Raw genomic sequence first — 21,116 nt, forward strand, 5'->3', positions numbered from 1 at the left:
AAGGGGATGACCAGGGAGAGAGGATCATGAAGATCACAACCGCTGCATGGGTCCTTCTGCTGTCCTCTCCGGCCGCCCTGGGGTGCGGAACGGAGCCGTCCACCACCCCGCCGTGCGCGGAGGGGGGCACCTGCGACGCCGAGCCCGCGGCCGAGCCCTCGGAGGAGGCGTGTCTCGAGGGCCTCGCCGCGCTGCGCGTGCAGGCCGGCTGCGGGGTGTTCGCGAGCACGACGCAAGGGGACGACAGCAATCCCGGCACGATGGAGAGACCGGTGAGGACGCTCGCCCGTGCGGCCGAGCTCGCGCCGCGCGCACGGGGGCGGATCTTCGCCTGCAGCGAGCCTTTCCTCGCGGGCTTCAGGTTGCCCTCCGGCATCGATCTGTGGGGCGGTTTCCAGTGCTGGGGGCAGTGGAGGCACACGACGGACAATCTGGGCGGCTTGCTGGCAACCATCGGAGGCGCAAGGCGCCGCGACGCTCTGATCACCGTGGTCGCAGCGCAGGGCGACGGCGAGGTGGTCGGCGACGGCGTATCCACGATCGTGGAGGTGCACCTGCTCGCCGAGGTCCCACCGGACGCGAGCCTCGATGTCGTCGCGATGAGGCTAGAGCCGGGTGCGGTCGTGGAGGTGCTTCGGAGCAAGATCGAGACGGGCCATGCCCAGAGAGGCGTGGACGGCGTGGACTGGGGCCTCATGAATCCGCAGGCGCCGCACGGGGAGACCGGCGCGATCGGGAAGGACGCCTGCTCGGCAGCCACCGTGGCCGGCGCACCCGCCGTGAGGAGCGTGTGTGGCGACCTGGTCTCGACGGGCGGCAAAGGGGGCGATGGGACTCCGGACCGCGGCGGCGATGGCGACGACGGGAAGCCGCTGCCGATCCCGAACCCCGGCAACGCGGGCGCGGGTGGCGTAGGCGCGAAGGACGGCGCCAGGTGCAAGGACGGCCTCGATGGGGAGCGCGGCGCGCCGGGCGCGCCAGGCGCCGGTGGCCAGGGTGGACGCCTCACCGCGGCCGGGTGGGAGGGCGTGCCTGGCGAGCAAGGCGGCGCGGGAGCGCCCGGCCAGGGGGGCGGCGGGGGCGGCGGCGCGCGGGGCGGCCGGAGCGCCTGCGGCAACGCGGCGCTGGGCGGCGCGTCGGGCGGCTCGGGCGGCGGCGGCGGCTGCGGCGGCCAGGGCGGCTACGGCGGCGGCGGGGGCGGCTCGAACATCGCGATCTTCGCGCATCCGGGGAGCAAGGTGACCCTGCGGGAAACGAGCGTGGTCACGGGCTGGGGCGGCGCCGGAGGCCGGGGGGGCGAAGGCCAAGACGGTGGGGCTGGCCCGCAAGGAGGCCCGTCGGGGTCGCGGGCAGACACGCTCAGCGAATACGCCTGCCGAGGAGGCTACGGCGGCTGGGGCGGCAAGGGCGGCTACGGCGGCGGGGGCTCCGGCGGGCCCTCGATCGGCATCGCCTATGCCGACGACGAGCAGCTCACCCTGGATCGCGTCACGTTCGAGATCGGCCCAGGGGGCCCGGGTCGCGCAGCGGATGTATTCGACGAGACGCTCGAAAAGGCGAACCGAGGCAGCGACGGCTTCTCCGCCGAGACGATGCGCTTCGCGCCGTAAGTCCGCGCGCGGGGTTGCCGCCCGCGACCGGCGCAAGCCTACCCCAGGACCTCGAAGCCAAGCTTCGCGCCCGCGACGAGAAGGCGGCCAAGCTCGCCGAGGCGCTCGTGGCGGAGGTCCTGGCGTAGGCTTGCGCCCTTCAGCCGGGCGCACCGCGCGCAACACCCGCGCGCGCGGTGCGCTAGGATGCCGCCGTGTACCTCCGCGAGATCCACATCCGGAACCTCAAGCTGCTCCGCGATCTGCGGCTGTCGTTCACCACCGCCTCCGGCGAGCCGCGGATGTGGACCGCCATCGTCGGCGAGAACGGCCTCTGCAAGACCTCCGTCCTGCAGGCCATCGCCCTCGCGGCCAGCGGCCCCGACCGGGCCAACCAGCTCGCCGACATCCCGTCGCTGCCGGACCGGCGGCACCCGGACGAGCCCCTCGACATCGCGGCCAGCTTCGCCTTCGGCCCCCTGCCCGAAGGGCGCTCGCGCTCGTATCCGCGCTGGGGCGGCAAGCCGGACCAGCCGCCGAAGTTCCTGCGGAGCCAGCTGTTCCTGGAGCCGGGCTGGAAGGTCTTCGTGGGCTCGTCCGACTACGGGGAACCGTCAGCGCATCCCCAGGAACACCTCGATCCGGCGCGCAGCGCCGACCCGGGCCCCCTGCGCGAAGCCCGCGCCGTCGGTGCGCCGTGGTGGTTCGTGGCGGGGTACGGCGTCAACCGGCGCCTGCCCAAGCCGCACGGCGCCGCGCGCCCGGACGATCCGACGTTGAGCCGGCTCGACTCCCTGTTCGACGGCGCCCCCATCCTCGGCACCGGGTTCGCCGACATCCTCCAGGACATCGGCATCGATCCGGGCCGGTACGCCGAGATGCTGTCCGACGCCCTCTTTCGGCGCTCCCGCCTCCTCCCGCGCGTGCGCGGGCTGGAGCTCCGGGGCCGCGGCGGGGTGAAGAGCGCCGCCGACCTCGTGGAAGCGCACCGCTTCGAGCTGCGATCCGGATCCTCCACGTTCAAGCTGCCCGCGACGTGGCTGTCCCACGGCTACCAGGGGCTGATCTCCTGGATCGCGGACCTCATCGGTCAGATCCTGGCCGATACGTCGATGTCCGGCGCCCTCGTGGACCCCTCGGAGATGAGCGGTCTCGTGCTCATCGACGAGATCGACCTCCACCTTCATCCGAGCTGGCAGGCCGAGCTGGTGCCGAAGCTGAAGAAGGTCTTCCCGCGGATGCAGTTCGTGGTGACCACCCACTCGCCGCTGGTCCTCCCCGGCTTCGCGAAGGACGAGATCGTCCGGCTCGGCCGCAACCGGGACGGCGACGTGATCGCCCGGAAGACCGGCGAGTCGCCTGCGCTCATGACCGGCAGCGAGCTGTACGAGGAGTTCTTCGGGATCGATCGCCTCTACCCGACCGACCTCGGCGAGGCCGCGCAGCGTTACGGTCTGCTCGCGAACGACCCCGGTCGCTCGGACGCGGAGGAGCAGGAGATGCTCGCGCTGCGAAAGAAGCTCCGCGCCGCCGAGGTCGAGCCCGAGTGGGAACCCGTGCCTCGGGCCAGGACGAGCGAGGTGCGGCCGAGGCCTGGCGATCCGCCATGAAGAAGCTCTCTTATCCGCGTCAGGCGTTCAAGGCACTCTCCTATGAAGTCGGCGCAAGTCCGACGCAAGATCATTCTCGTTCATTTTTCCTCCGTCGTTTTGCGCCTTTGCGCCTTTGCGTTGAATTCTGGCTGCTCCGCAGAATATGCGCTGCAGGCGTGTGCCAGCGGTGCCCACCTCCAGCCGGCCCGGCGAGTGCTGCGCGGAGGGAGGGGGAGCGCAATGAGCCGCACGAGTGACGTGGTTCGCCTTGAACATGCGACGCGCAGGCGCGGCGGTGACCCTCCGGTGTCGGAGGTCTCCGGCGTGGTGCTCGTCGACAACATCGCCCCCGAGAAGCAGGTGCTCATCCATTACCGGGACGCCGGCGGCGCGTGGCGCGTGGCTCCGGCCAGGTACGATTCCGCGCCGCCGTGGGGCTCCCCCGAGCGGTGGGTGTTCTCCGGGATCGTCTATCCTGCCGACCACGCGGAGCCGGCGCGGTTCGCGATTCAGTACATCGTCGCCGGGCGTGAGTACTGGGACAACAATGCGCAGCACGATTACCTGCTCGATCCCGAGGGGATCCTGTTCGGCGATGCGCCGCTCTTCGGGGTCGATCGTCTGCAGCGTATCGTCGAGTTCGTGAGCTGGCGATACCACATGGATGTGATACGGATCGAGGAGGCCATGCCGATCCACGGGCGCGGTCACGTCTTTCGATACAAGGTCACGATCGGGCGAAGCGTGGGACCCGGCCGTTACGCCCATGCCCGCTGCGTGGGCATCGCCGTTCGTGGCTCGGACGTCAGCGTCCTGGGCCATACGGTGTGCGAGTCCGTTCCTCCGGTCGAGCTGGTCACCCCTTGATCAGGGCGCCTCGCGGGCCGGCGGCAGCCACGACGCTGGCCGGCCCGCGAGGCGCAGGCTCACGGGCCGCCCCCCGAACCGCCTGCTCCGCCTGCGCCGCCGGTGGCCCCAGCACCGCCGGTGGCTCCCGTGCCGCCCGCGCCAGGATCGCCGCCTGCGCCGCCGCTGCCAGGATCGCCGCCTGCGCCGCCTGCGCCGCCCGCGCCGTCCGTGGGAGGACCCAGGATCGGGCCCGGGTTGAGCACTCCCCCGCCCATCGCGGCAAGGTCATAGGCGCGGTACGTTGCAAAATAGACACCCACCGGCTTGAGCACGACGCCGGAGCCGACGACGATGCCCCCTGCCGGGCCGGCTCCCCAGTTCCAGCCGCCGTTGCTGACGATGTCCCAGGTGATCTTCTGGAAGACGGGGTACGCCGAGACGCGCGCATACGCAGCCGCCGGGACGAAGTAGATCGAGCCGGCCTGAAGCGTGATGGTCTTGCTCACGCTGAATCCAACGGCACTGGAGATGTCCGAGATCGTCGGCGTGCAGCTGCCGGGCATGCCCAGCGAAGGGCTGCTCGGGCGCGCGCCGTTGCCCGGCATGCTCCACGGGGGCTGTCCGTTCGAGGGCGCGCCGCTGCCCGGCATGCTCCACGAGGGCTGTCCGTTCGAGGGGGCGCCGTTGCCCGGCATGCTCCACGGGGGCTGTCCATTCGAGGGCGCGCCGTTGCCCGGCATGCTCCACGAGGGCTGTCCGTTCGGAGGCATGCAGTCGCCAGGCCTGTTCCACGGAGGCTGGCAGTCCGCGGGAGCGCGGGTGCCCGGCGTGCCCGTCACGACGGGCGGGAACGGCGTGCCGGGCGGGAACGGCGTGAAGGGTGCGAACGGTGTGCCGGGTACGCCAGGGAGCTCGTTGATAGGCGGTAGTCCCGGGATGCCCGTCGTGCCCGTCACGGGCTGGGCGCTCGCGGGCGGGAAGGTGCCCGTGAGGGTCCCGGTGATGCTCACGGTGGGCTGGACGCTCGACGCCACGCTGATATCGAGCGTCCGCGGGCCGAACCCCTCCGCGACGGTGAGCACGTGGGCGGCATCCTCCCAGTGATACGTCTCGGGGAGCACGGTCACGTTCGCGATGAACTGACCGTGACATAGGGGCAGGCGCACCTCGCCGGTCTCGGCGCGCACGCCGCCGCTATCCGCGGGCCCAGGCGCCTCCCGCGGGCCCGCGCAGCCGAGGGATGGAACAACGAGCGTCATCGCCATGCCGAGTGTGATCTTTACGTCGGGTGCAAACATCGTTGAACCTCGAGGTGCCGTAATAACCGCAATGTTCGAGCTGCCCAGGCTTGGCGAGCTCCGGCGGAACGCGCGTCTCGCGTGGCGCTTCGGCGCCCTGCGAGGCCGCTCCTCCGAGAGATCGGAGCTCGGGGCTCATGTGCCAGCACATGAAGCGCGGCATGCGTCCGGGTTTCTGGTGAGCGAACCGCTCGATGAGCACAGCAGGCCTGGGCGACGACCCGCCATGCAAGAAGCGGGGAATGCCCGGTTTGGCTCGCATGTGGGCGCTGCGCCGAGATCCGCCGCATGACGGGAATTCGATGGTCCGGCCTTTGCCGCTACCCCCGCGCCCGTGATCGGCGCGCTCACGGGGCCGGATCGTCGCGGCCGGAGCCCCCCATCCATCGACGCGCGCACCGGCGCGAGGCGCGAACGAGGCGAGCATGAGAAAGCCTGCTGCTGTCGTGAGGGCCGCGAGCGCGGCCTGTGCGCTCCTCACCCCCATCGCCTGCGCGCAAGGCGTCGAGACGCGGCGCGAGGCGCTGCCTGCCGGGCTTCCGGGGCCATCCATCGGCGTCGCGGGGCAGCGGGTCGACGAGTACGGGTGGGAGGTCGCCCAGGCGAGCGACTTCAACGCCGACGGCATGGCGGACGTGCTCTGGAGCAACACGGAGCAGAACCTCATCGCCGTGTGGTGGATGGAGGGAAATCGGCTGCTTGCGCCGGGGCCGTTCATCCCGGGGCCGCTCGGCGGCCCCTGGCGCGCCAGGGCGGGCGATTTCAACGCCGACGGCATGGCGGACGTGCTCTGGAGCCATGAGGAACAGGGGGTGATGGCGATCTGGTCGATGGACGGAAGCCAGCTGCTCGTGCCGGGGCCGATCCTCCCGGGGCCGGGCGGCAGCGGCTGGATCGCCAGGGGGAGGGACTTCAACGCCGACAACCTTCCGGACGTGCTCTGGAGCCATGGGGAACGGAGCGTGATGACGGTGTGGCTGACGGACGGCACCCGCCCGCTCGCGCCGGGGCCGCTCATTTCGGGGCCGCTCGGCGATGGCTGGGACGTCGGCGCCGTGGGGGACTTCAACGCCGACGGCATGACGGATGCGGTCTGGCATCATGTCGAGCAGAACCTGATGGCGGTGTGGCTGATGGAAGGCACCGGCCTGCTCGCGCCGGGTCCGCTGATCCCGGGGCCGCTCGGCGACGGCTGGGACGTCGTCTGGGGCGCCGACTTCAACGGCGACGGCATGGCGGACGTGCTCTGGAACAACGACGAGCAGAACCTGATGGCGGTGTGGCTGATGGAAGGCAGCCAGCTGCTCGCGCCGGGTCCGGCGATCCCGGGGCCGCTCGGTGAGGGCTGGGAGGCGCGCACCGCCGGCGACGTCAACCTCGACGGGTTGGCGGACGTGGTCTGGCAGCGGGCCGGGACGAGCGAGATGACGGTGTGGTTGATGGAGGGGAGCCGGCTGCTCGCGCCGGGGCCGGTGATCCCGGGACCCCTCGACGGCGGCTGAGCGCGACGCCCTCAAGGGCGCCGGCAGAATCCCGACGGCAGGCGACGGACGTCGTGATCGTGCGCATGGGCTGCCCAGCGGCCTCGCGGAGACCGTCTCCGATGCCGGAGGGGCAGCCAGCGGCCTCGCGGAGACCGTCTCCGATGCCGGAGGGGCAGCCAGCAGCAGGCCGGTCGTCGAGCGCTGCGACAACAGGTCGCATTTCCAACGGATGGCGGCCCCACTAGAGTGCTGGAGCTTTTCCTGGTGGAGGTCTTGAGATGAAGAGGGCGTTGCAGAGCTGCCTGATTGTTGCAGGCTCGTTGTTCACCGTGGCCGCGGCACAGGCGCACATTTCGGTGTCGGGCCCCGCGTTCGCCGGCGCCACCCATGAGGCCACCTTCGGTGTCGGCCACGGCTGCGACGGCGCGGATACCTACCGGGTGAAGGTCCAGATCCCGGCGGGGGTGACGTCGGTGCGACCGCTGGATAGCACGCTCGGCAAGGCCGCCCTGGAGAAGGACACCGAGGGCAATGTCACGGCCGTCGTCTGGACCAAGCCCGACGCCGATGTGCTCCCGGCGGACACCAACTATTACAAGCTGGCCATGCGGTTCAAGGTCCCGGACGCGCCGTTCAAGACGCTGTACTTCCCCACCCTCCAGACCTGCCGCACCGCGGACGGCACCGAGACGACCACCGAATGGGTGGACACCTCCGGCGAGCACGGCAGCCACGACGCAGACGCGGGCACCCCGGCGGCCGCGAGCCCGGCGCCGTCGCTGGCGGTGCTGCCGCCGCGCTCGCCCGGATGGAACAAGTACACGGTGAACGAGCATGTCCACGACCTCTCGGTCTTCCAGGACGCGCTCATCGTCTGGGCGGGGAAGGCGGCGTACAGCCCCAACCCGAACACCCAGAGCCTGATCATGACGGAGCCGGATACCGAGGTGCTGACGATGATCCATCCAGGCACCGAGATCTGGGTCAAGTACTGAGCGGAGGAGCCAGACCATGCGACCGTGGCTCCTCCTGATCGCCGCCTGCGCGCTCTGCGCCTGCTCCGACGACACGCGCCCGCCCCCGCGCGATCCGGCAAACGACGCCGGGGACAGCGGTACCTCCGGCGCCGGCCCCCAGCCCGACGCCGGTGGTCAGACCGACGCCGGTGGCCAGACCGACGCCGGGCCGGACGCGGCGTCACCGACATCGCCGCTCGAGCGCTTCCCCGAGCTGCCACGGCCGCCCGCCGGGAGGTTGCCGGACGACCTGAAGCCGCCGGTGCGCTGACGCGGGGAACGCCCCGCGAGGGCGTGGGCCCAACCCAGGCCCGACCGCCGAGGCAGGTCCGATAGGGAGCTACGCTCGGTGATATAATACAACTCCCTCAGGCGTGTCAGATCACAAACCTTGACGGTCCGCGCGCATTCCTGGCAAACAGCCGGGCATGAGCGCCTTCCGACCTCCGACCCTCCCCGCGATCGCCGCCCGCGGGATCGCTGCGCTGCTGGTCGCCGCCTGCGGGGGCGGCGGGGCCAGCTACCCCGATGGCTCCGATGTCACGACCGCCCAGGCAGCGTGGTGCCAGGCTCTCGCCAAGCTGAGCGGCTCGGGCGATGCATGGGAGCACCTCGGGGCGTGCAAAGGCGCATACCCGACCGCATCGGCGGCCTACCTGCGCGGGATGACCAAGTGCTTCACGGCGCGGCACGAGGCGGCTGGTGAAGAGGTGCCGGACAACAGCCAGCTCGTCGGCGATTGCAACGACGAGGTCACGGTCGAGATGGGCGCGGACGGGCCGGGCAGCGAGGAGGTGATCGCGGCGCGGTGCCAGCGGGCGGACCGCTGCGAGGAGGTGTCGGCGGCCGACTGCAAGACGGCCGTCGACAGGCTGGAGACGGCTCAGCGGGTGGTGCTCACGACCACGTACAACGCAGGCGCGCTGCACGCCATCGCGGACTGCCTCTCGTCGTCCAGCTGCTCGGACGACGAGGAGACAGCGAGGGACAGCTGTTACAAACCCTCCTCCGAGAAGCTGCTCTGGTTCCCTGACTGACCCCGTCGTGGCTTGCTCCTCGAACGAAGCTCGTTCACCCCGAGCGCGTGGGCGGCCGCGTGGGTTCAGCAAGCGCGATTTCGTGATCGACCTGCGCGCCAGGACAATCCCATGTCCAGCGGGACAGCTTCCGAGCGGCCCGGATCTCAGTACGCCATGCGCACCAGAAAGTAGCTCGTCCCGTCGATCGACTCGAGCACGCCGTCGAGGTCGAGCTGCTGGGTCGCGATGATCGTCGCATAGACGAACCCTCCGGCGCGGGCCCCGACGCGCAAGAGGCTGAACGTCGGCCCGGGCGACCTCGCCCAGCGCGTCGCGCCGACCTCGCGCATCACGTAGAACTGACCCGTGGCGCGTCCCCCGTAGGGAGGCTGCGGCCCGAGGCCGAAATCAGTGGTCCCCGCGCTCCCGAACATGGCGAAGATCGCGTCTCCGCCGATGGGCGCCGACGTCCGGTCCGTATAGGTGAACCCCGTGGGCGCCGCGTCCTCGACGAGGGTCGAGCCGTCGGCGAGGGACACCCGAAGAAAGCCGTCGATCGTCACGACCCCGATGAAGCCTCCCTCGACCGACAGGGCGTAGGCTTCGTACTCGGGGCCCGGCCGCGTCGACCACTGGCAATTCCCCGCGGCGTCGTAGCGGGCCAGCACGAGATCCAGGTTGCCGGCCGACAGCGGAGGCACCGGACCGCACCCTAGATCGACCTCCCATGCCTCGGTGATCGCGAGCACGACGCCGCCGTCGGGCACGGCCGCGAGGGCGACCGATGACGGGGTCCCGGTGTTCGCTCTATCCCAGGCGACGGCCCCGGAAGGGTCGTACTTGATGACGTGCGCGTTCGAATAGAAGCCGTTCGCGTAGAAGACGCTCCCGTCGACGCCGGCGGCGATCGCGTGCGGAGCGTTCTTGTCCTCGAAGGCGTGGAGCCTGGGCGCGTCCACCGCGTAGAGCAGCGCGCCGCTCGGGTCGATCGAATAGATGACGCGGAACGTCTCGCGCCCCGCGGTGTGGATCGGGCTCTGGCCGAACGCGACGGCTGACGTCTCGAAGACGGGGACCGTGAGGGCGATGTGCCCGTTCGCGCCCGCGACGAGCTGATAGGAGAACGACGTGGTGAAGGGGATCTCGTTGCCGTAGGCCTCTTTACCCCACAGAAAGGAGCCGTCCGGCCCGAAGCGCGCCACGAGGATCTGCGGGTACGACGCGGGATTGACCGGTTCGTAGCCGGCGACGGCGGCCTGCTGGCGGTTCATGAGGACCACGGCGCTGCCGCCCCCGTCGACCGCGAGCTTCAGCCCGCTCCGCGGGAGAGCCAGCTTCCAGAGCGTCTCGCCAGCATCGGAGGAGCAGCTCTCGTCGGGGAGCGACGCGGCATTCTCGGGCATCGGAAGCTGCTCGCCGGCGCAGGGCCCCCAGCCGTCGCCCGCCGGAAGGCAGGTCCGGACGCCCTCTTTGCAGATGCCGACGCCCGCGGTGCCCGGCGGGCCGCCGTAGCAGGCCTCGGTCGCGCCCGGCACGCACGAGCACGCCGACGACGCCTCGTTGACCTCGCCGTCGCAGTCCTCGTCCTCGGGCGTGGTGCAATCCTCGGCCGCGGGCACGACCTCGCCCGCACAAGGGCCGAAGCCGGTCCCCGAGGGAAGGCACGCGCGCTCGCCAGCTTTGCACGCGCCGACGCCCTGGGTGCCGGTCGGGCCGCTGTAGCAGGCCTCCTTGGTGGACGGCGCGCAGACACACCCCGAGGCGGGCTCGTTGACCTCGCCGTCGCAATTCTCGTCCTCGACCGTTGCGCAATCGTCCTGGGGCGCCGGGGTGACTTCGCCCACGCAATCGCCGAAGGACTGGCCCGAGGGCAAGCACGCCGCGCTGCCCGCCTTGCAGACGCCAGCGCCCAGCGTGCCCGCCGGCCCGGTATAACACTCCGTCACCTGGCCCGGCTCGCAGGCGCACCCGTCGTTGGCCAGGCCGTTGCAATCGTCGTCCTCGGGCGTGCTGCAGCTTTCGAGCTCGGGCTGGATCTCGCCCGCGCAGGTCTCTTCAAAGCCCGACCCGTCGGCGAGGCACGCCCTGGTCCCGGCGCGGCAGATCCCGACGCCCGCGGTCCCGGCCGGGCCCCCGTAGCACGGCAGCGTCTCGCCGGCGGCGCAGACGGGCTCGGGCGGCGGGGGCTCGGCGCCGCTGCAACCCTCCGCCAAGGAGGCCAGCAGAACGAAGACGAGAAGAGGACCATGAGGGCGCCGCATCACCCCATCGTAAGCGAGGAGTTCGACGCGCGCGCGGGCTCGGTCGCGCGATCGCGATCGCACCGGGCAGCGCGGGGCGCGATCGCGATCGGGCATCCGGGCTGAATCGCGGCCCTAAGTGCACGAATTCACGTCAGATCTCGCCGGCACACGGGGTGCATCAGGCGGCGCTCGGAGAGGAGCCCGATGTCGATGATGCCCCGAAATACCTCCGATACGTCCGTCACATTCTCGCTCGCCGAGCTCGCGGAGCTCGAGGAGGCGCGCGTGCGGGAGGAGCACCTCCAGCGCGCGAGGGCGCGCGAGCAGGAGGCCCGCGAGCAGCGCGAGGCGGAGGCGCGCCGGCGCGCAGCGGAGGCGGCGCGGGCCGCCGCCGAGGCAGAGGCGCGGGCGCGGCGCGAGCAGGAGCAGGCCGAAGCGGAGGCGCGCGCCGGAGCGCGGGCGCGGGCGGCGCTCGAGGTCGCGCGCATCGAGGCCGAGGCGAAGGCGCGCCTCGAGGCCGACAACGCGGCGCGCGCGCACGAGCTGGCCGTCGTCCGCGCGCGCGCCGAGGGCCGACGCCGCAGCCTGTTGCACGCCCTCGCCGCAGCGCTCGGCGTCGTGCTGTGCGGCGGCGCAGCGGCCGCGTACGGGGGCGCGCAGCACGTGGCGAGCCTGGAGCAGGAAGCGCGGCGGCTCCGCGACGCACAGGCGGCGCTGGCAGAGGAGCGCGCGAGCGCGAGGGCGGCCGAGCTCGCGACCCTCGACCGGCGCCACGCGGCGCTGCGCGGCCGGCCCCTCGCGCACGACGCCGAGGAGGCGCGCGCGACCGCCGAGGCGGCGCGGAATGCCGTCGATCCGCGGGCGCTGGACCACGACCGGCTGCGGGCGTTCGGGGACGCGCTCGACGCGCTGGAGGCGCGGCTCGACGCGCTCGAGAGGATCGCGGCGCTCGATCGGCGCCACGCGGATCTCGCCGCCTGGGCCGCCGAGGGGCGGCGGACCGAGGCCACGGCGGCGGCCCGGGTCGCCGCGGCGCGCGCGAGGGCCGCGGGCGCCGACGAGGGCGCGCTCCGCGCCTATGAGAGCGCGCTCGCCCGCCTGCGGGAGGCGCTCGCCCGGCCCGCGGCGCCGGGCCCGCAGCCGCAGGTCCGGCCCCCGCAGCCCGAGTGCACGAACCCGGGCGACCCGATCTGCGGGCTCGATGGGCGGCGTCTCTGAGGCGCTGAAGCCGCGCTCCTCTCCGGGCGAACGACCGCACCGCCGCCCCCCCGGCGCGGCGCTTCCACGCTCCGGGCGTGCATGGCACCCTGCGAGGAGAATGGCCAAGGACGTCCCGAGCACCAGCGAGCACCGGAGCCCGGTGCGGCCCGAGGCCGGGCGGCGGCGGCCGGCGCTCGTGTGCGCTTTCCCGCGGCCCATGGCGTTCTCGCTGCCCGACTCCGGGTCCGTCATCGGCCGCGCCTGGCTCGCCGAGCGCGGCCTCGCCGACACCGAGGTGTCAGGCAGGCACCTGCGGATCGATCGCGCCGGCGGCGCGCTGCGCGTCGCGGACGTCGGGTCGCGCAACGGCACGTGGGTGAACGGATCGAGGCTCGCGCCGCGCGACCTCACGCCGCTCGATGACGGCGCGGTGCTGAGGCTCGGGCGCATCCTCTTCGTCTTCCGCGAGGAGCTCCACGGCACCCTCGAGCCGGCGCCGCCCGTGGGCGGGCTCGTCGGCCCGTACGGCCTGCGCGCCGTCGCGCAGCCCCTCGCGGGCCTGCCGCGGAGCCGCCCCGGCAACGTGCTCATCGAGGGGGAGACCGGCGTGGGCAAGGAGCTCGTCGCGCGCGCCGCAGCGGCGGCGCTCGGGTGCGCGGCGCCGTTCGCGGCGGTGAACGTGGCCGGCGTCGCCCGCGGCGTCTTCGAGTCGCAGATGTTCGGTCACGTGGCGGGCGCGTTCTCGGACGCGCGCAGCGCCGCGCCCGGGATCGTCGTGGCCCACGACGGCGGGACGCTGTTCCTCGACGAGATCGGCGAGCTCGACCTCGATCTCCAGGCGAAGCTCCTGCGGCTCCTGGAGAACCGCGAGGTGCTGCCGGTCGGGGCGCAGCGGCCGGTCCACGTGAACGTGCTTGTCGTCGCCGCGACCCACCGGGACCTCGAGGAAATGGTGGCGCGCGGGGCGTTCCGGCGCGACCTGTTCGCGCGGCTCGCGATGGCGCGCATCCACGTGCCGGCGCTCCGCGAGCGGCGCGAGGACCTCTTCAGCGTGGCGTGCGAGCTCGCGCGGCGCGCGGGCGTCGCGCTCCCGGTGGAGGCGGTCGAGGTCGAGGCCATGGAGCGGCTGCTGCTCGATCCCTGGCCCAGCAACGTGCGCGGGCTCGACGCGGCCCTCGCGGCGGTGCGCCGCCTCGATCACGAGCCCGGGCTGCGGCTGTGGGCGCTCGAGGAGGCGCTGGGGGAGGCGCCGGACGACCAGAAGACCGCGCTCACGCAGGAGCGCGTCGCGTCCGCCCTCGCGGCCGCCGGGGGCAACGTGACGTCGGCCGCGGAGCGGCTCGGCGTCTCGCGCGGCAGGCTGCTGCGGTTCCGCAAGCGCACACAGCAAGGGGAGTGATCGCGCCTACGGGTCCCTGGCGCAGCGGAAGCCGATGCTCCAGCCGCGCGCCGTGGGAGCGCTCGGGCGGCGGTGGGCGGAGCGTACGTACTGGCTCTCGACCGTGTCCCACCCGCCGCCGCGGAGCACGCGGCGGGAGTCGTCGCAATCGTCCCTGTCGTAGGGGCAATAATGACTCTCGGTCCACTCCCAGACGTTGCCGGCCAGGTCCAGGGCGCCGGCGGGCGATCTCCCTGCCGGCGATCGTCCGACGGGGGCAGTCGCCGGGGCCGCGTCGCCGTCGTTGTACATGCGAGGCCACGGCCCCTTTCCCACCTTTTCGAGCCGCTCCGTCAGCATGCGGCTGCACTCCGGCCCGCAGGCGTTGAGGCGTTCGCCCGCGGGAGGCGCGTGGCCCCAGGGGTAGGTCCACGCGTCCTTGCCGCGCGCCGCGAGCTCCCACTCCGCCTCGGTGGGCAGCCGCTTGCCGGAGGCGGCACAGTACGCCTTCGCCTGGTGCCAATCGACGCAGTTGATGGGGTGGTCCAGCGCCTCGGGGCCGTTGCAGAACTGGCTCCAGAAGGAGCGGCCGTTGGGCGTGAGCCCCTCCGACTCGACGGTTTGGCGCGGGCGCTCGCAGGCCTCGCAGTCCGAGTAGGCCTTCACCGTGACCTCGGTGACGTCGAGGCAAAACGGCCTCACGGTCACGCCGTGCCGCGGTGTCTCGTCGCTGGGCGTCTCCGCGTCCGCGTCGGAGCCCATCTGGAACTCGGCGTCTTCGATGAGCACCATGCCGCCCGGGCAGCCGCCCGATCCGGCCGATGGCGCGTGCAGGAAGAGGTACACCCCCGCGCCCGCCGCGCACGCGGCGGCGGCGAGCGGCACGCCGCGCCGGAGGCCCGTGGCGCGCGCGCCCGAGGGGCCCCGCGCCGCGGGCCGCTGCGCGGCGAGCGGGTGGAGCACGGTGTGGCCGGCCGCGGCGTCAGGGACAGAGCCTGCCGTCCCAGGGGCGCCCGCGAGCGCGCCTGAGGTCGCGAGCGCGCCTGAGGTTGCGAGCGCGCCCGAGGTCACAGGCTCTCTCGCGAGCTCGCCCGCGCCGTGGGGCGCGCCCCGAAGATCGACCGGCGCGGCCACGGTCGTGGCGAACGCGGCAGGATGATGGCGGCCAGCGGGCGCGTCGATCTCCACGAGCTCCACGATCCGGGCCTCCAGGTCCGGGAAGGCCTCGACCATCTCGCGCGCCGACTCGAATCGGCAGCTCGGATCGACGGAGAGCGCCTTGGCGAACCAGTCGTCGATCGACGCCGGCAGGTCCGGCCTCTGCTCGGTGGCGGGGCGGAACTTCCCCTTCAGGACCGCCGCGCCCACGGCGACGAACGAGCTGCCCTGGAAGGGCTGCGCGCCGGTCAACGTCTCGTAGAGGACGACGCCGAGCGACCAGAGATCCGAGCGGAGATCGACGTCCTTGCTCCCCTCGAGCTGCTCGGGGCTCATGTAGGGAGCCGATCCGATCACCATCCCGGTCTCGGTGAGCGCGGGGTTCGCCGCCGGCACCGCCGCGTCGCCCGCCATCTTCGCGACGCCGAAGTCGAGCACCTTGACGAAGAGCGGAACTCCTTTGCCCCCGTCCGTGATGAAGACGTTGTGGGGCTTGATGTCGCGGTGCACGATGCCGCGCTCGTGGGCGCACTCGAGCGCGCTCCCCACCTGCCGCGCGAGCGACCTCGCGGTGGCGAAGCTGAGGCGGCCGCCGCGCTCGAGGAGCTCGGCGAGCGAGAACCCGCGCAGGAGCTCCATCACGAGGTACGGCACGGCGCCGTCGACGGCCCCGTAATCCATGACCTGCACGACGTGCGGGTGCGCGATCCGCGCCGTGGCCCTCGCCTCCCGGTGGAAACGCGCGACGAGAGCAGGGCTCTCCGCAACCCGCTCGGGACGGATGAACTTCACCGCGACGTCGGTGTCGAGGGCGAGGTGCCGCGCCGCCCACACGACCCCCATCCCGCCCTGCCCGAGAGGCCTCAGCAGGTGCAGCTTGTCCGCGATGACGGCGTCGGGTCGGAGCTCCACGAGGACCGAGGCGATGGTACCACCGGCGCGCCGACGGCTGCACCGCGGGACCTGCCCTCGTGACCCTGGCCGTCGGGGCGGTTGATCCCGGCGCGCTCCCGGGGTGCGATCGCCCCCCCGCGATGCGCCAGATCCTCCACATCGACATGGACGCGTTCTTCGCGTCGGTCGAGCAGCTCGACGACCCGTCGCTGCGGGGCCGCCCGGTCCTTGTCGGCGGCGCCTCGCGGCGCGGCGTCGTCGCGGCCGCCTCGTACGAGGCGCGCCCCTCCGGCGCCCGCTCGGCGATGCCGATGGCCGAGGCGATCCGCCGCTGCCCGCAGGCGGTCGTCGTGCCCGTGCGGCACGCCCGCTACGCCGAGGTGAGCGCGCAGATCTTCGGGATCTTCCGCCGCTTCACGCCGCTCGTCGAGGGGCTGTCGCTCGACGAGGCGTTCCTCGACGTGACCGCGAGCCGCGCGCTCTTCGGCGAGGGCGCGGCGATCGCGGCGCAGATCAAGCGCGCCATCCGCGACGAGCTCGGGCTCACGGCCTCGGCCGGGGTCGCGTCGTGCAAGTTCGCCGCGAAGATCGCGAGCGATCTGCAGAAGCCCGACGGCCTCGTCGTGGTCCCCGAGGACATCGCCGCCTTCCTCGCGCCGCTGCCGCTCGAGCGCATGTGGGGCGTGGGCCCGCGCGCGGCCGAGCGCCTCCGCGCGGCGGGGCTCGCGACCGTCGGCGACCTCGCGCGCTGCCCGGCGCCGCGCCTCCACGAGCTCCTCGGCCCGGCGTGGGGCGAGCACGTCCGGCTCCTCGCGGCCGGCGTCGACGAGCGCGCGGTCGTCCCGGGCCGCGCGGCGGAGTCGATCGGCGCGGAGGAGACGGTCGAGGAGGACCTCCTGGGCAGGGAGGCGATCGAGCGCTGGCTGCTCGAGCTGTCGGGCCGCGTGGCGCGGCGCCTGCTCAAGGCGGGCCTGTCCTGCCGCGCGGTGGCGGTGAAGCTCAAGTATTCGGACTTCACGCTGCGGACGCGCCAGACCCGGCTGTCCGAGCCGGTCGGGGACACCGACTCGATCTACGCGTGCGCGCGGGGGCTGCTCTCGCGGTTCGACCTCTCGCGACCGGTGCGGCTCGTCGGCATCGCCGCGGGCGACCTGACGCGCCAGACCGGCGGCCCGACCCTGAGCCTGTTCCCTGTCGCCTCCGAGCGCCGCCGCCGGCTGGAGGGCGTCGTGGCGGAGGTGGCCGAGCGCTTCGGCGGGAAGGGGCTCACCCGCGCGGCCCTCCTGGATCGTGCGCCCGCGGACCCGCGCGGCGCGGTCCCCGGCGGGCGCGGGATCGCGCCAGAGAAGAAATAGAGGACGGAGCTCGTGTAGAGTCGAACGATGGCAAGGATCGTCGACACCCGATGCCCGCGATGCGGCGCCCCGCTGCCGGTTCAGCCGGGGATGGACGCCGCCACCTGCCAGTACTGCGGCGCGCGGTCGCTGATCGATCGCGGCAGGAAGCCGACCACCGCGCCGATCCCGCAGGGCATGCACGTCGTCCGGATCGCCCCGCCGTCCGGCAACGTCGCGGCGTTCACCGTGACGGGGGTCGTCTTCTCCATGGTCGTGGCCGGCGCGGTCGCCGGCTACGTCGCGATGCGCACGCCGGGGGCGTCCGGCGCCGGGGCGCGGCCTCTGCTCGGCGTCGGGCCCAGGACGCACTTCGGCGACCGGCCGATGCTCGCCGACGTCAACGGCGACGGCGCGCCGGACGTGATCGGCAAGAGCAGCGTCCCCGGCGGGGAGGCGTGGATCGCGGCCTACGACGGGCGCGATGGGAAGCAGGTGTGGAAGACGGCGGTCCTCACCAAGGACGCGACCAGCCACGAGGCGCGGCGCGCGGTCGTCCTCGATCGGGTGATCTCGATCGACGGGCTGGGCAAGGCGCAAGCCTACGATCTGCGCACCGGGACGCCGTCGTGGTCGGTGTCGCTCGGCGAGAAGGCGAAGCGGGTGTGCCAGGGCAATGGCGTGATCGTCGTCGAGACGGTCGACGACGCGAAGCACGGGCTGGAGCCGGCGAGCGGAAAGCGGCGCGAGCTCGCGAAGGACGCGGCCTGCAAGCCGGTCCCGAGCTCGAACGCGGGCGAGGCGCCCGGCTATCGGCTCGTCAGCTGGTCCGATTTCGACGAGCTCGGGCTGCCCCGGCTGCACGACGTCGAGGGGATGTCGGCGCACAGCGCGCTCGTCCCGAGCGGGCCCGGGCCGCGGTTCCTGCTCGGCCGCCGCAGCAAGGGCAGCCAGGTCAAGATGGTGGCCGCGGTCGACGCGAAGAAGGTCCTCTGGAAGGACGTGGTGCCCGGTGTCGATCCGCTCACCACGAAGGCGTCGGGGACCGAGGAGGCGGCCTACGCGGGCGGGCTCCTTGTCATCCCTTACGACATGAACGATCACAGCCAGGGGACGCGCCTCGCCTGCTTCGACGCCGCCGCCGGCAAGCGGCTGTGGGACGTGCAGGTCCACAAGAAGTCGCAGGTCTCGGCCGGGATCGCGGTCTCGGCGAACGACGTCTTCTTCGCCAGCTGGACGGCGGTCTACGTGATCTCGCTGAAGACAGGGCAGCTCCGGTACATGATCGGGACCGAGTTCTAGCGGGAGCGAGGCTGGTTTCGAGAACGAGAGGATTCGAGTGAGAAAGATCATTTACGACGTCGCGGTGACGCTCGACGGTTTCGTGTCGCACGAGGACGGCTCGGTCGACGGCTTCCTGATGGAGGGCGAGCACGCCGCCGAGTACGCCGAGCGCCTGAAGGGCTACGGCACCGTCTTGATGGGGAGAAAGACGTACGAATGGGGCTATCCCTTCGGGCTCGTCCCGGGGAAGCGAGCGTACCCGCACATGGATCACCACATCTTCTCGAAGACGCTGCGCTTCGACGAGAATGCGGAGGTCCGGGTCGTCGCTCGCGACGAGGTCGCGGTCGTCGAGGGGCTGAAGGCGGTTGACGGCCCGGACATCTATCTGTGCGGCGGCGGCGCCTTCGCCGGCTTTCTCCTGGATCGCGGGCTCATCGACCGGCTTGTCCTCAAGGTGAATCCCATCCTCTTCGGCCACGGGATCAGGCTCTTTGGCGGCAGCACAAGGAAGGTCGAGCTGGCGCTCGCTGGCTCGAAGCCGTACGCGAACGGCGCGCATCTCCTGAAGTACGACGTGAAATACGGCGGCGCGGCGTAAGGGACGCCCGCGACGCCGGAGCGGATCTGGATCTCCGCGCCATCCCCGCGTCACCCCCGGTGCTTCCCTCGTCTCGCGATCACGGTAGGCCCGAGGAGAGGCTGTTCGTCGCGCGGCGCGGGGCCCCGCCGATCGAGGACGCGGCGCCCTCGACGGCGTAAGCTCGCGCCCTCCTGTCATGTCGCCCGTCCAGCGGAACCCCTGGCTCATCTGCGCCTACTACGGCGTGCATTCGTTGATGTTCCCGGCGGCCATCTTTCCGCTGTTCTGGACCCAGGACATCGGCATGAGCGTGGCCACGATGATGAGCGTGCAGGCCTCGTTCAGCCTGAGCATCGCGCTCTTCGAGTTCCCCTCCGGCTACATCGCCGACCGCCTCGGCCATCGCCGCGCGCTCGTGCTCGGCTCCTGCAGCATCTTGCTCGGCTGGCTGCTCTACGCGCTCGCGCACGCGCTCTGGTCGGTGCTGCTCGCCGAGCTCGTGCTCGGCGTCGGGTTCTCGCTCGTCTCGGGGGCGGACTCGGCGCTGCTCTACGACTCGCTCCGCGAGCAGGGCAGGGAGCACGAGTTCGCCCGCTGGTACGGCCGCATGCGCTCGATCGCGCAGATCGCCGCGGGGAGCGGCGCCCTCATCGCGGGCTTCCTGTACGCGCGCTGGTCTCGCCTGCCGTTCGTGATCGAGGTCGCGGTCTGGGTGCTCGCCCTCGGGATCGCCCTCCGGTTCGGCGAGACCCAGCGCGCGCAGCCGAAGGTCGAGGACCACCTCGGCCGAATGCGCGCGATCGTGCGCGACGCGCTGTTCGAGCGCGCCGACTTCCGCGCGGTGCTGCTGCTCGGCGTCGTGTTCGCGCTCGCGTCGTATCTGCCCACCTGGCTCATGGCCCTGTACGCCACCGAGGCCGGCGCCAAGGTCACGTGGATAGGCCCCATGTGGGCCGTCGCCAGCTTCACCACCGCCATCGGCGCGATGCTGAGCGAGGGCGCCGGCCGCCGCCTCGGCATGACGGGGACGCTGCTCGTGTGCGTCGCCCTCGTGGCGGCCGGCTACCTCGGCCTCGCGCTCTCCCATCACGCGCTCGGGTTCGCGTTCTACTTCCTGCTCACGTTCATGCGCGGCCTCCACATGCCGCTGCTCCACCACGCAGAGCAGCGGCTCGCGCCCGACAGCGATCGCGCGAGCTGCGTCTCGCTCCGCAGCTTCCTGTTCCGCCTCGCCTTCGTGCTGCTCGCGCCCATCGTGGGAATGGGCGTCGATCGCTACGGGCACCGCCCCGTGCTGTGGGTCGCCGGCGCGCTCATGGCGGCGCTCACCCTCGCGGCGTTCTGCCTGTTCCTCGCCTGTGCGACGCGCGGAGTGCTACGGCGTCGGTCATGAAGAGCGTTGCGCGAGAGGAAGAGGTGGACCGGTTCATCAAGCTCGTCGGGGCCGAGTCCTGGGAGGTCGCGCACAGGATCCTGGAGGGGCAGTTCGCCGTCCTCCACAACCGCGCCCAGGTGCTCATCGGCCTGTGCGGCATCGTCATCACCACGACCGGCTTCTCGGGCCGCCTCATCGCCGGCACGAGCCGCGCCGCGCAGGGGCTGATCATCGCCGGCGTGGCGACCGTCCTGCTCGCCGCGACGCTGATCGTCTGGGGTGTGCAGCACATCCGCTGGCTCACGCAGCAACCGGGCAACGACATGCGCAGCTGGCTCCTCGTCTCCCTCGCCTACCGGGATCGCAAGACCACGATCTACCGCGTCGCCATCGCGTTCCTGCTGGCGGGCCTCTCGTTCTATGTCGCGGCGATCGCCCTGATGCTACTCCACCCCACCGCGGCGCCGGCCTCGGGCGGGCGCTGAGCCCCGCGCCTCGACGGGCCCCGTGAACGGCGCCGCCGTCGTCTCGGCGTCATCGCGCCACGGTCGAGCAGCCCTCATCGCTCGGCCGCCGGGCCCACTGGCGCGCTGCGCTCCGGGCTCGACTCCGCAGGTGGTCTGATGTGGCTGCCGCCCTCCCAGCGTAGCCAGCGTCGACGATCGCGAAGCGCATTGTGCTCCTACCAACGTATTTAACCGTCCTTGCGGTTGAGAAGTTTCTTGGCACCAGATAATGTCGAGGGGGCAGGGCTGGCGCGGAGGAGCTCGGGTGTGGTGGTAGCCGCCACGGCGAGCAGCGGCTTCGGCCGCGCGTTCCC

At 72.3% G+C, this 21,116-nt stretch carries 17 protein-coding genes; 14 read left to right on the top strand and 3 right to left on the bottom strand.

Annotated elements, in window-relative coordinates; genetic code table 11:
* The first annotated feature begins 26 nt into the window (after nt 1-26).
* From WME75_RS07440 to WME75_RS07450, 3 genes are all read left to right on the top strand, one after another.
* Complete coding sequence (locus tag WME75_RS07440; protein WP_437487735.1) at nt 27-1,610, top strand: hypothetical protein; 1,584 nt, start codon at nt 27-29, stop codon at nt 1,608-1,610.
* A 194-nt stretch (nt 1,611-1,804) separates the two neighbouring features.
* Nucleotides 1,805-3,199, top strand: coding sequence for an AAA family ATPase (locus WME75_RS07445; protein WP_437487738.1), 1,395 nt, complete (start codon nt 1,805-1,807; stop codon nt 3,197-3,199).
* Between the two features lie 222 nt (nt 3,200-3,421).
* Nucleotides 3,422-4,048, top strand: a complete 627-nt coding sequence (locus WME75_RS07450; protein WP_437487741.1) for a hypothetical protein — start codon at nt 3,422-3,424, stop codon at nt 4,046-4,048.
* Nucleotides 4,049-4,107: 59 nt separating this feature from the next.
* Here WME75_RS07450 and WME75_RS07455 read toward each other — a convergent pair whose 3' ends face one another.
* Nucleotides 4,108-5,328 carry a hypothetical protein gene (locus WME75_RS07455; protein ID WP_437487744.1) on the bottom strand — a complete coding sequence of 407 codons (1,221 nt, stop codon included), beginning with the start codon at nt 5,326-5,328 and terminating at the stop codon, nt 4,108-4,110.
* A 425-nt stretch (nt 5,329-5,753) separates the two neighbouring features.
* On the opposite strand from WME75_RS07455, the gene WME75_RS07460 reads away from it, so the two are divergent.
* From WME75_RS07460 to WME75_RS07475, 4 genes are all read left to right on the top strand, one after another.
* Entirely contained in the window at nt 5,754-6,830 is a 1,077-nt protein-coding gene (locus WME75_RS07460) for an FG-GAP repeat domain-containing protein (protein ID WP_437487746.1), read from the top strand.
* Nucleotides 6,831-7,090: 260 nt separating this feature from the next.
* Nucleotides 7,091-7,807 (top strand): DUF1775 domain-containing protein, encoded by a 717-nt coding sequence (locus tag WME75_RS07465; RefSeq protein WP_437487748.1) that lies wholly within the window; start codon nt 7,091-7,093, stop codon nt 7,805-7,807.
* 16 nt (nt 7,808-7,823) lie between these two features.
* Entirely contained in the window at nt 7,824-8,099 is a 276-nt protein-coding gene (locus WME75_RS07470; protein ID WP_437487750.1) for a hypothetical protein, read from the top strand.
* Between the two features lie 157 nt (nt 8,100-8,256).
* A complete protein-coding gene (locus WME75_RS07475; RefSeq protein ID WP_437487753.1) occupies nt 8,257-8,865 on the top strand; it encodes a hypothetical protein in 609 nt (202 codons plus the stop codon).
* A 146-nt stretch (nt 8,866-9,011) separates the two neighbouring features.
* On the opposite strand, the gene WME75_RS07480 is transcribed toward WME75_RS07475, so the two are convergent.
* Nucleotides 9,012-11,060, bottom strand: coding sequence for a hypothetical protein (locus WME75_RS07480; RefSeq protein WP_437487756.1), 2,049 nt, complete (start codon nt 11,058-11,060; stop codon nt 9,012-9,014).
* A gap of 240 nt (nt 11,061-11,300) precedes the next feature.
* Here WME75_RS07480 and WME75_RS07485 point away from each other — a divergent pair, with 240 nt between their 5' ends.
* The gene (locus tag WME75_RS07485; protein ID WP_437487759.1) at nt 11,301-12,308 is read left to right on the top strand and encodes a hypothetical protein; all 1,008 of its coding nucleotides are present in this window, start codon (nt 11,301-11,303) and stop codon (nt 12,306-12,308) included.
* A gap of 100 nt (nt 12,309-12,408) precedes the next feature.
* Nucleotides 12,409-13,689 (top strand): sigma 54-interacting transcriptional regulator, encoded by a 1,281-nt coding sequence (locus tag WME75_RS07490; protein ID WP_437487762.1) that lies wholly within the window; start codon nt 12,409-12,411, stop codon nt 13,687-13,689.
* 6 nt (nt 13,690-13,695) lie between these two features.
* Here WME75_RS07490 and WME75_RS07495 read toward each other — a convergent pair whose 3' ends face one another.
* Entirely contained in the window at nt 13,696-15,738 is a 2,043-nt protein-coding gene (locus tag WME75_RS07495; protein ID WP_437487765.1) for a bifunctional serine/threonine-protein kinase/formylglycine-generating enzyme family protein, read from the bottom strand.
* Between the two features lie 122 nt (nt 15,739-15,860).
* Between WME75_RS07495 and WME75_RS07500 the strand changes: the two genes are divergently transcribed.
* The 5 genes from WME75_RS07500 (at nt 15,861) to WME75_RS07520 (ending at nt 20,781) form a co-directional block, all read left to right on the top strand.
* Nucleotides 15,861-17,075, top strand: a complete 1,215-nt coding sequence (locus tag WME75_RS07500; RefSeq protein WP_437494765.1) for a DNA polymerase IV — start codon at nt 15,861-15,863, stop codon at nt 17,073-17,075.
* A gap of 27 nt (nt 17,076-17,102) precedes the next feature.
* Complete coding sequence (locus WME75_RS07505; RefSeq protein ID WP_437487768.1) at nt 17,103-18,356, top strand: outer membrane protein assembly factor BamB family protein; 1,254 nt, start codon at nt 17,103-17,105, stop codon at nt 18,354-18,356.
* A 37-nt stretch (nt 18,357-18,393) separates the two neighbouring features.
* Nucleotides 18,394-18,939, top strand: a complete 546-nt coding sequence (locus WME75_RS07510) for a dihydrofolate reductase family protein (protein ID WP_437487770.1) — start codon at nt 18,394-18,396, stop codon at nt 18,937-18,939.
* 178 nt (nt 18,940-19,117) lie between these two features.
* Nucleotides 19,118-20,314: an MFS transporter gene (locus WME75_RS07515; protein WP_437487773.1), complete on the top strand. Its 1,197-nt coding sequence runs from the start codon at nt 19,118-19,120 to the stop codon at nt 20,312-20,314.
* A complete protein-coding gene (locus WME75_RS07520; RefSeq protein ID WP_437487776.1) occupies nt 20,311-20,781 on the top strand; it encodes a hypothetical protein in 471 nt (156 codons plus the stop codon). The genes WME75_RS07515 and WME75_RS07520 overlap by 4 nt, the downstream gene beginning before the upstream one ends.
* Nucleotides 20,782-21,116 lie beyond the last annotated feature (335 nt).

Source organism: Sorangium sp. So ce1014, from assembly GCF_051521505.1.
Lineage (GTDB): Bacteria > Myxococcota_A > Polyangia > Polyangiales > Polyangiaceae > Sorangium.

Bases quoted from the DNA above. Each gene is read 5' to 3' on its own strand.
- WME75_RS07440 (WP_437487735.1), top strand. From the start codon at position 27: ATGAAGATCACAACCGCTGCATGGGTCCTTCTGCTGTCCTCTCCGGCC.
- WME75_RS07450 (WP_437487741.1), top strand. From the start codon at position 3,422: ATGAGCCGCACGAGTGACGTGGTTCGCCTTGAACATGCGACGCGCAGG.
- WME75_RS07455 (WP_437487744.1), bottom strand. From the start codon at position 5,328: ATGTTTGCACCCGACGTAAAGATCACACTCGGCATGGCGATGACGCTC.
- WME75_RS07460 (WP_437487746.1), top strand. From the start codon at position 5,754: ATGAGAAAGCCTGCTGCTGTCGTGAGGGCCGCGAGCGCGGCCTGTGCG.
- WME75_RS07465 (WP_437487748.1), top strand. From the start codon at position 7,091: ATGAAGAGGGCGTTGCAGAGCTGCCTGATTGTTGCAGGCTCGTTGTTC.
- WME75_RS07470 (WP_437487750.1), top strand. From the start codon at position 7,824: ATGCGACCGTGGCTCCTCCTGATCGCCGCCTGCGCGCTCTGCGCCTGC.
- WME75_RS07475 (WP_437487753.1), top strand. From the start codon at position 8,257: ATGAGCGCCTTCCGACCTCCGACCCTCCCCGCGATCGCCGCCCGCGGG.
- WME75_RS07485 (WP_437487759.1), top strand. From the start codon at position 11,301: ATGATGCCCCGAAATACCTCCGATACGTCCGTCACATTCTCGCTCGCC.
- WME75_RS07490 (WP_437487762.1), top strand. From the start codon at position 12,409: ATGGCCAAGGACGTCCCGAGCACCAGCGAGCACCGGAGCCCGGTGCGG.
- WME75_RS07500 (WP_437494765.1), top strand. From the start codon at position 15,861: ATGCGCCAGATCCTCCACATCGACATGGACGCGTTCTTCGCGTCGGTC.
- WME75_RS07505 (WP_437487768.1), top strand. From the start codon at position 17,103: ATGGCAAGGATCGTCGACACCCGATGCCCGCGATGCGGCGCCCCGCTG.
- WME75_RS07515 (WP_437487773.1), top strand. From the start codon at position 19,118: ATGTCGCCCGTCCAGCGGAACCCCTGGCTCATCTGCGCCTACTACGGC.
- WME75_RS07520 (WP_437487776.1), top strand. From the start codon at position 20,311: ATGAAGAGCGTTGCGCGAGAGGAAGAGGTGGACCGGTTCATCAAGCTC.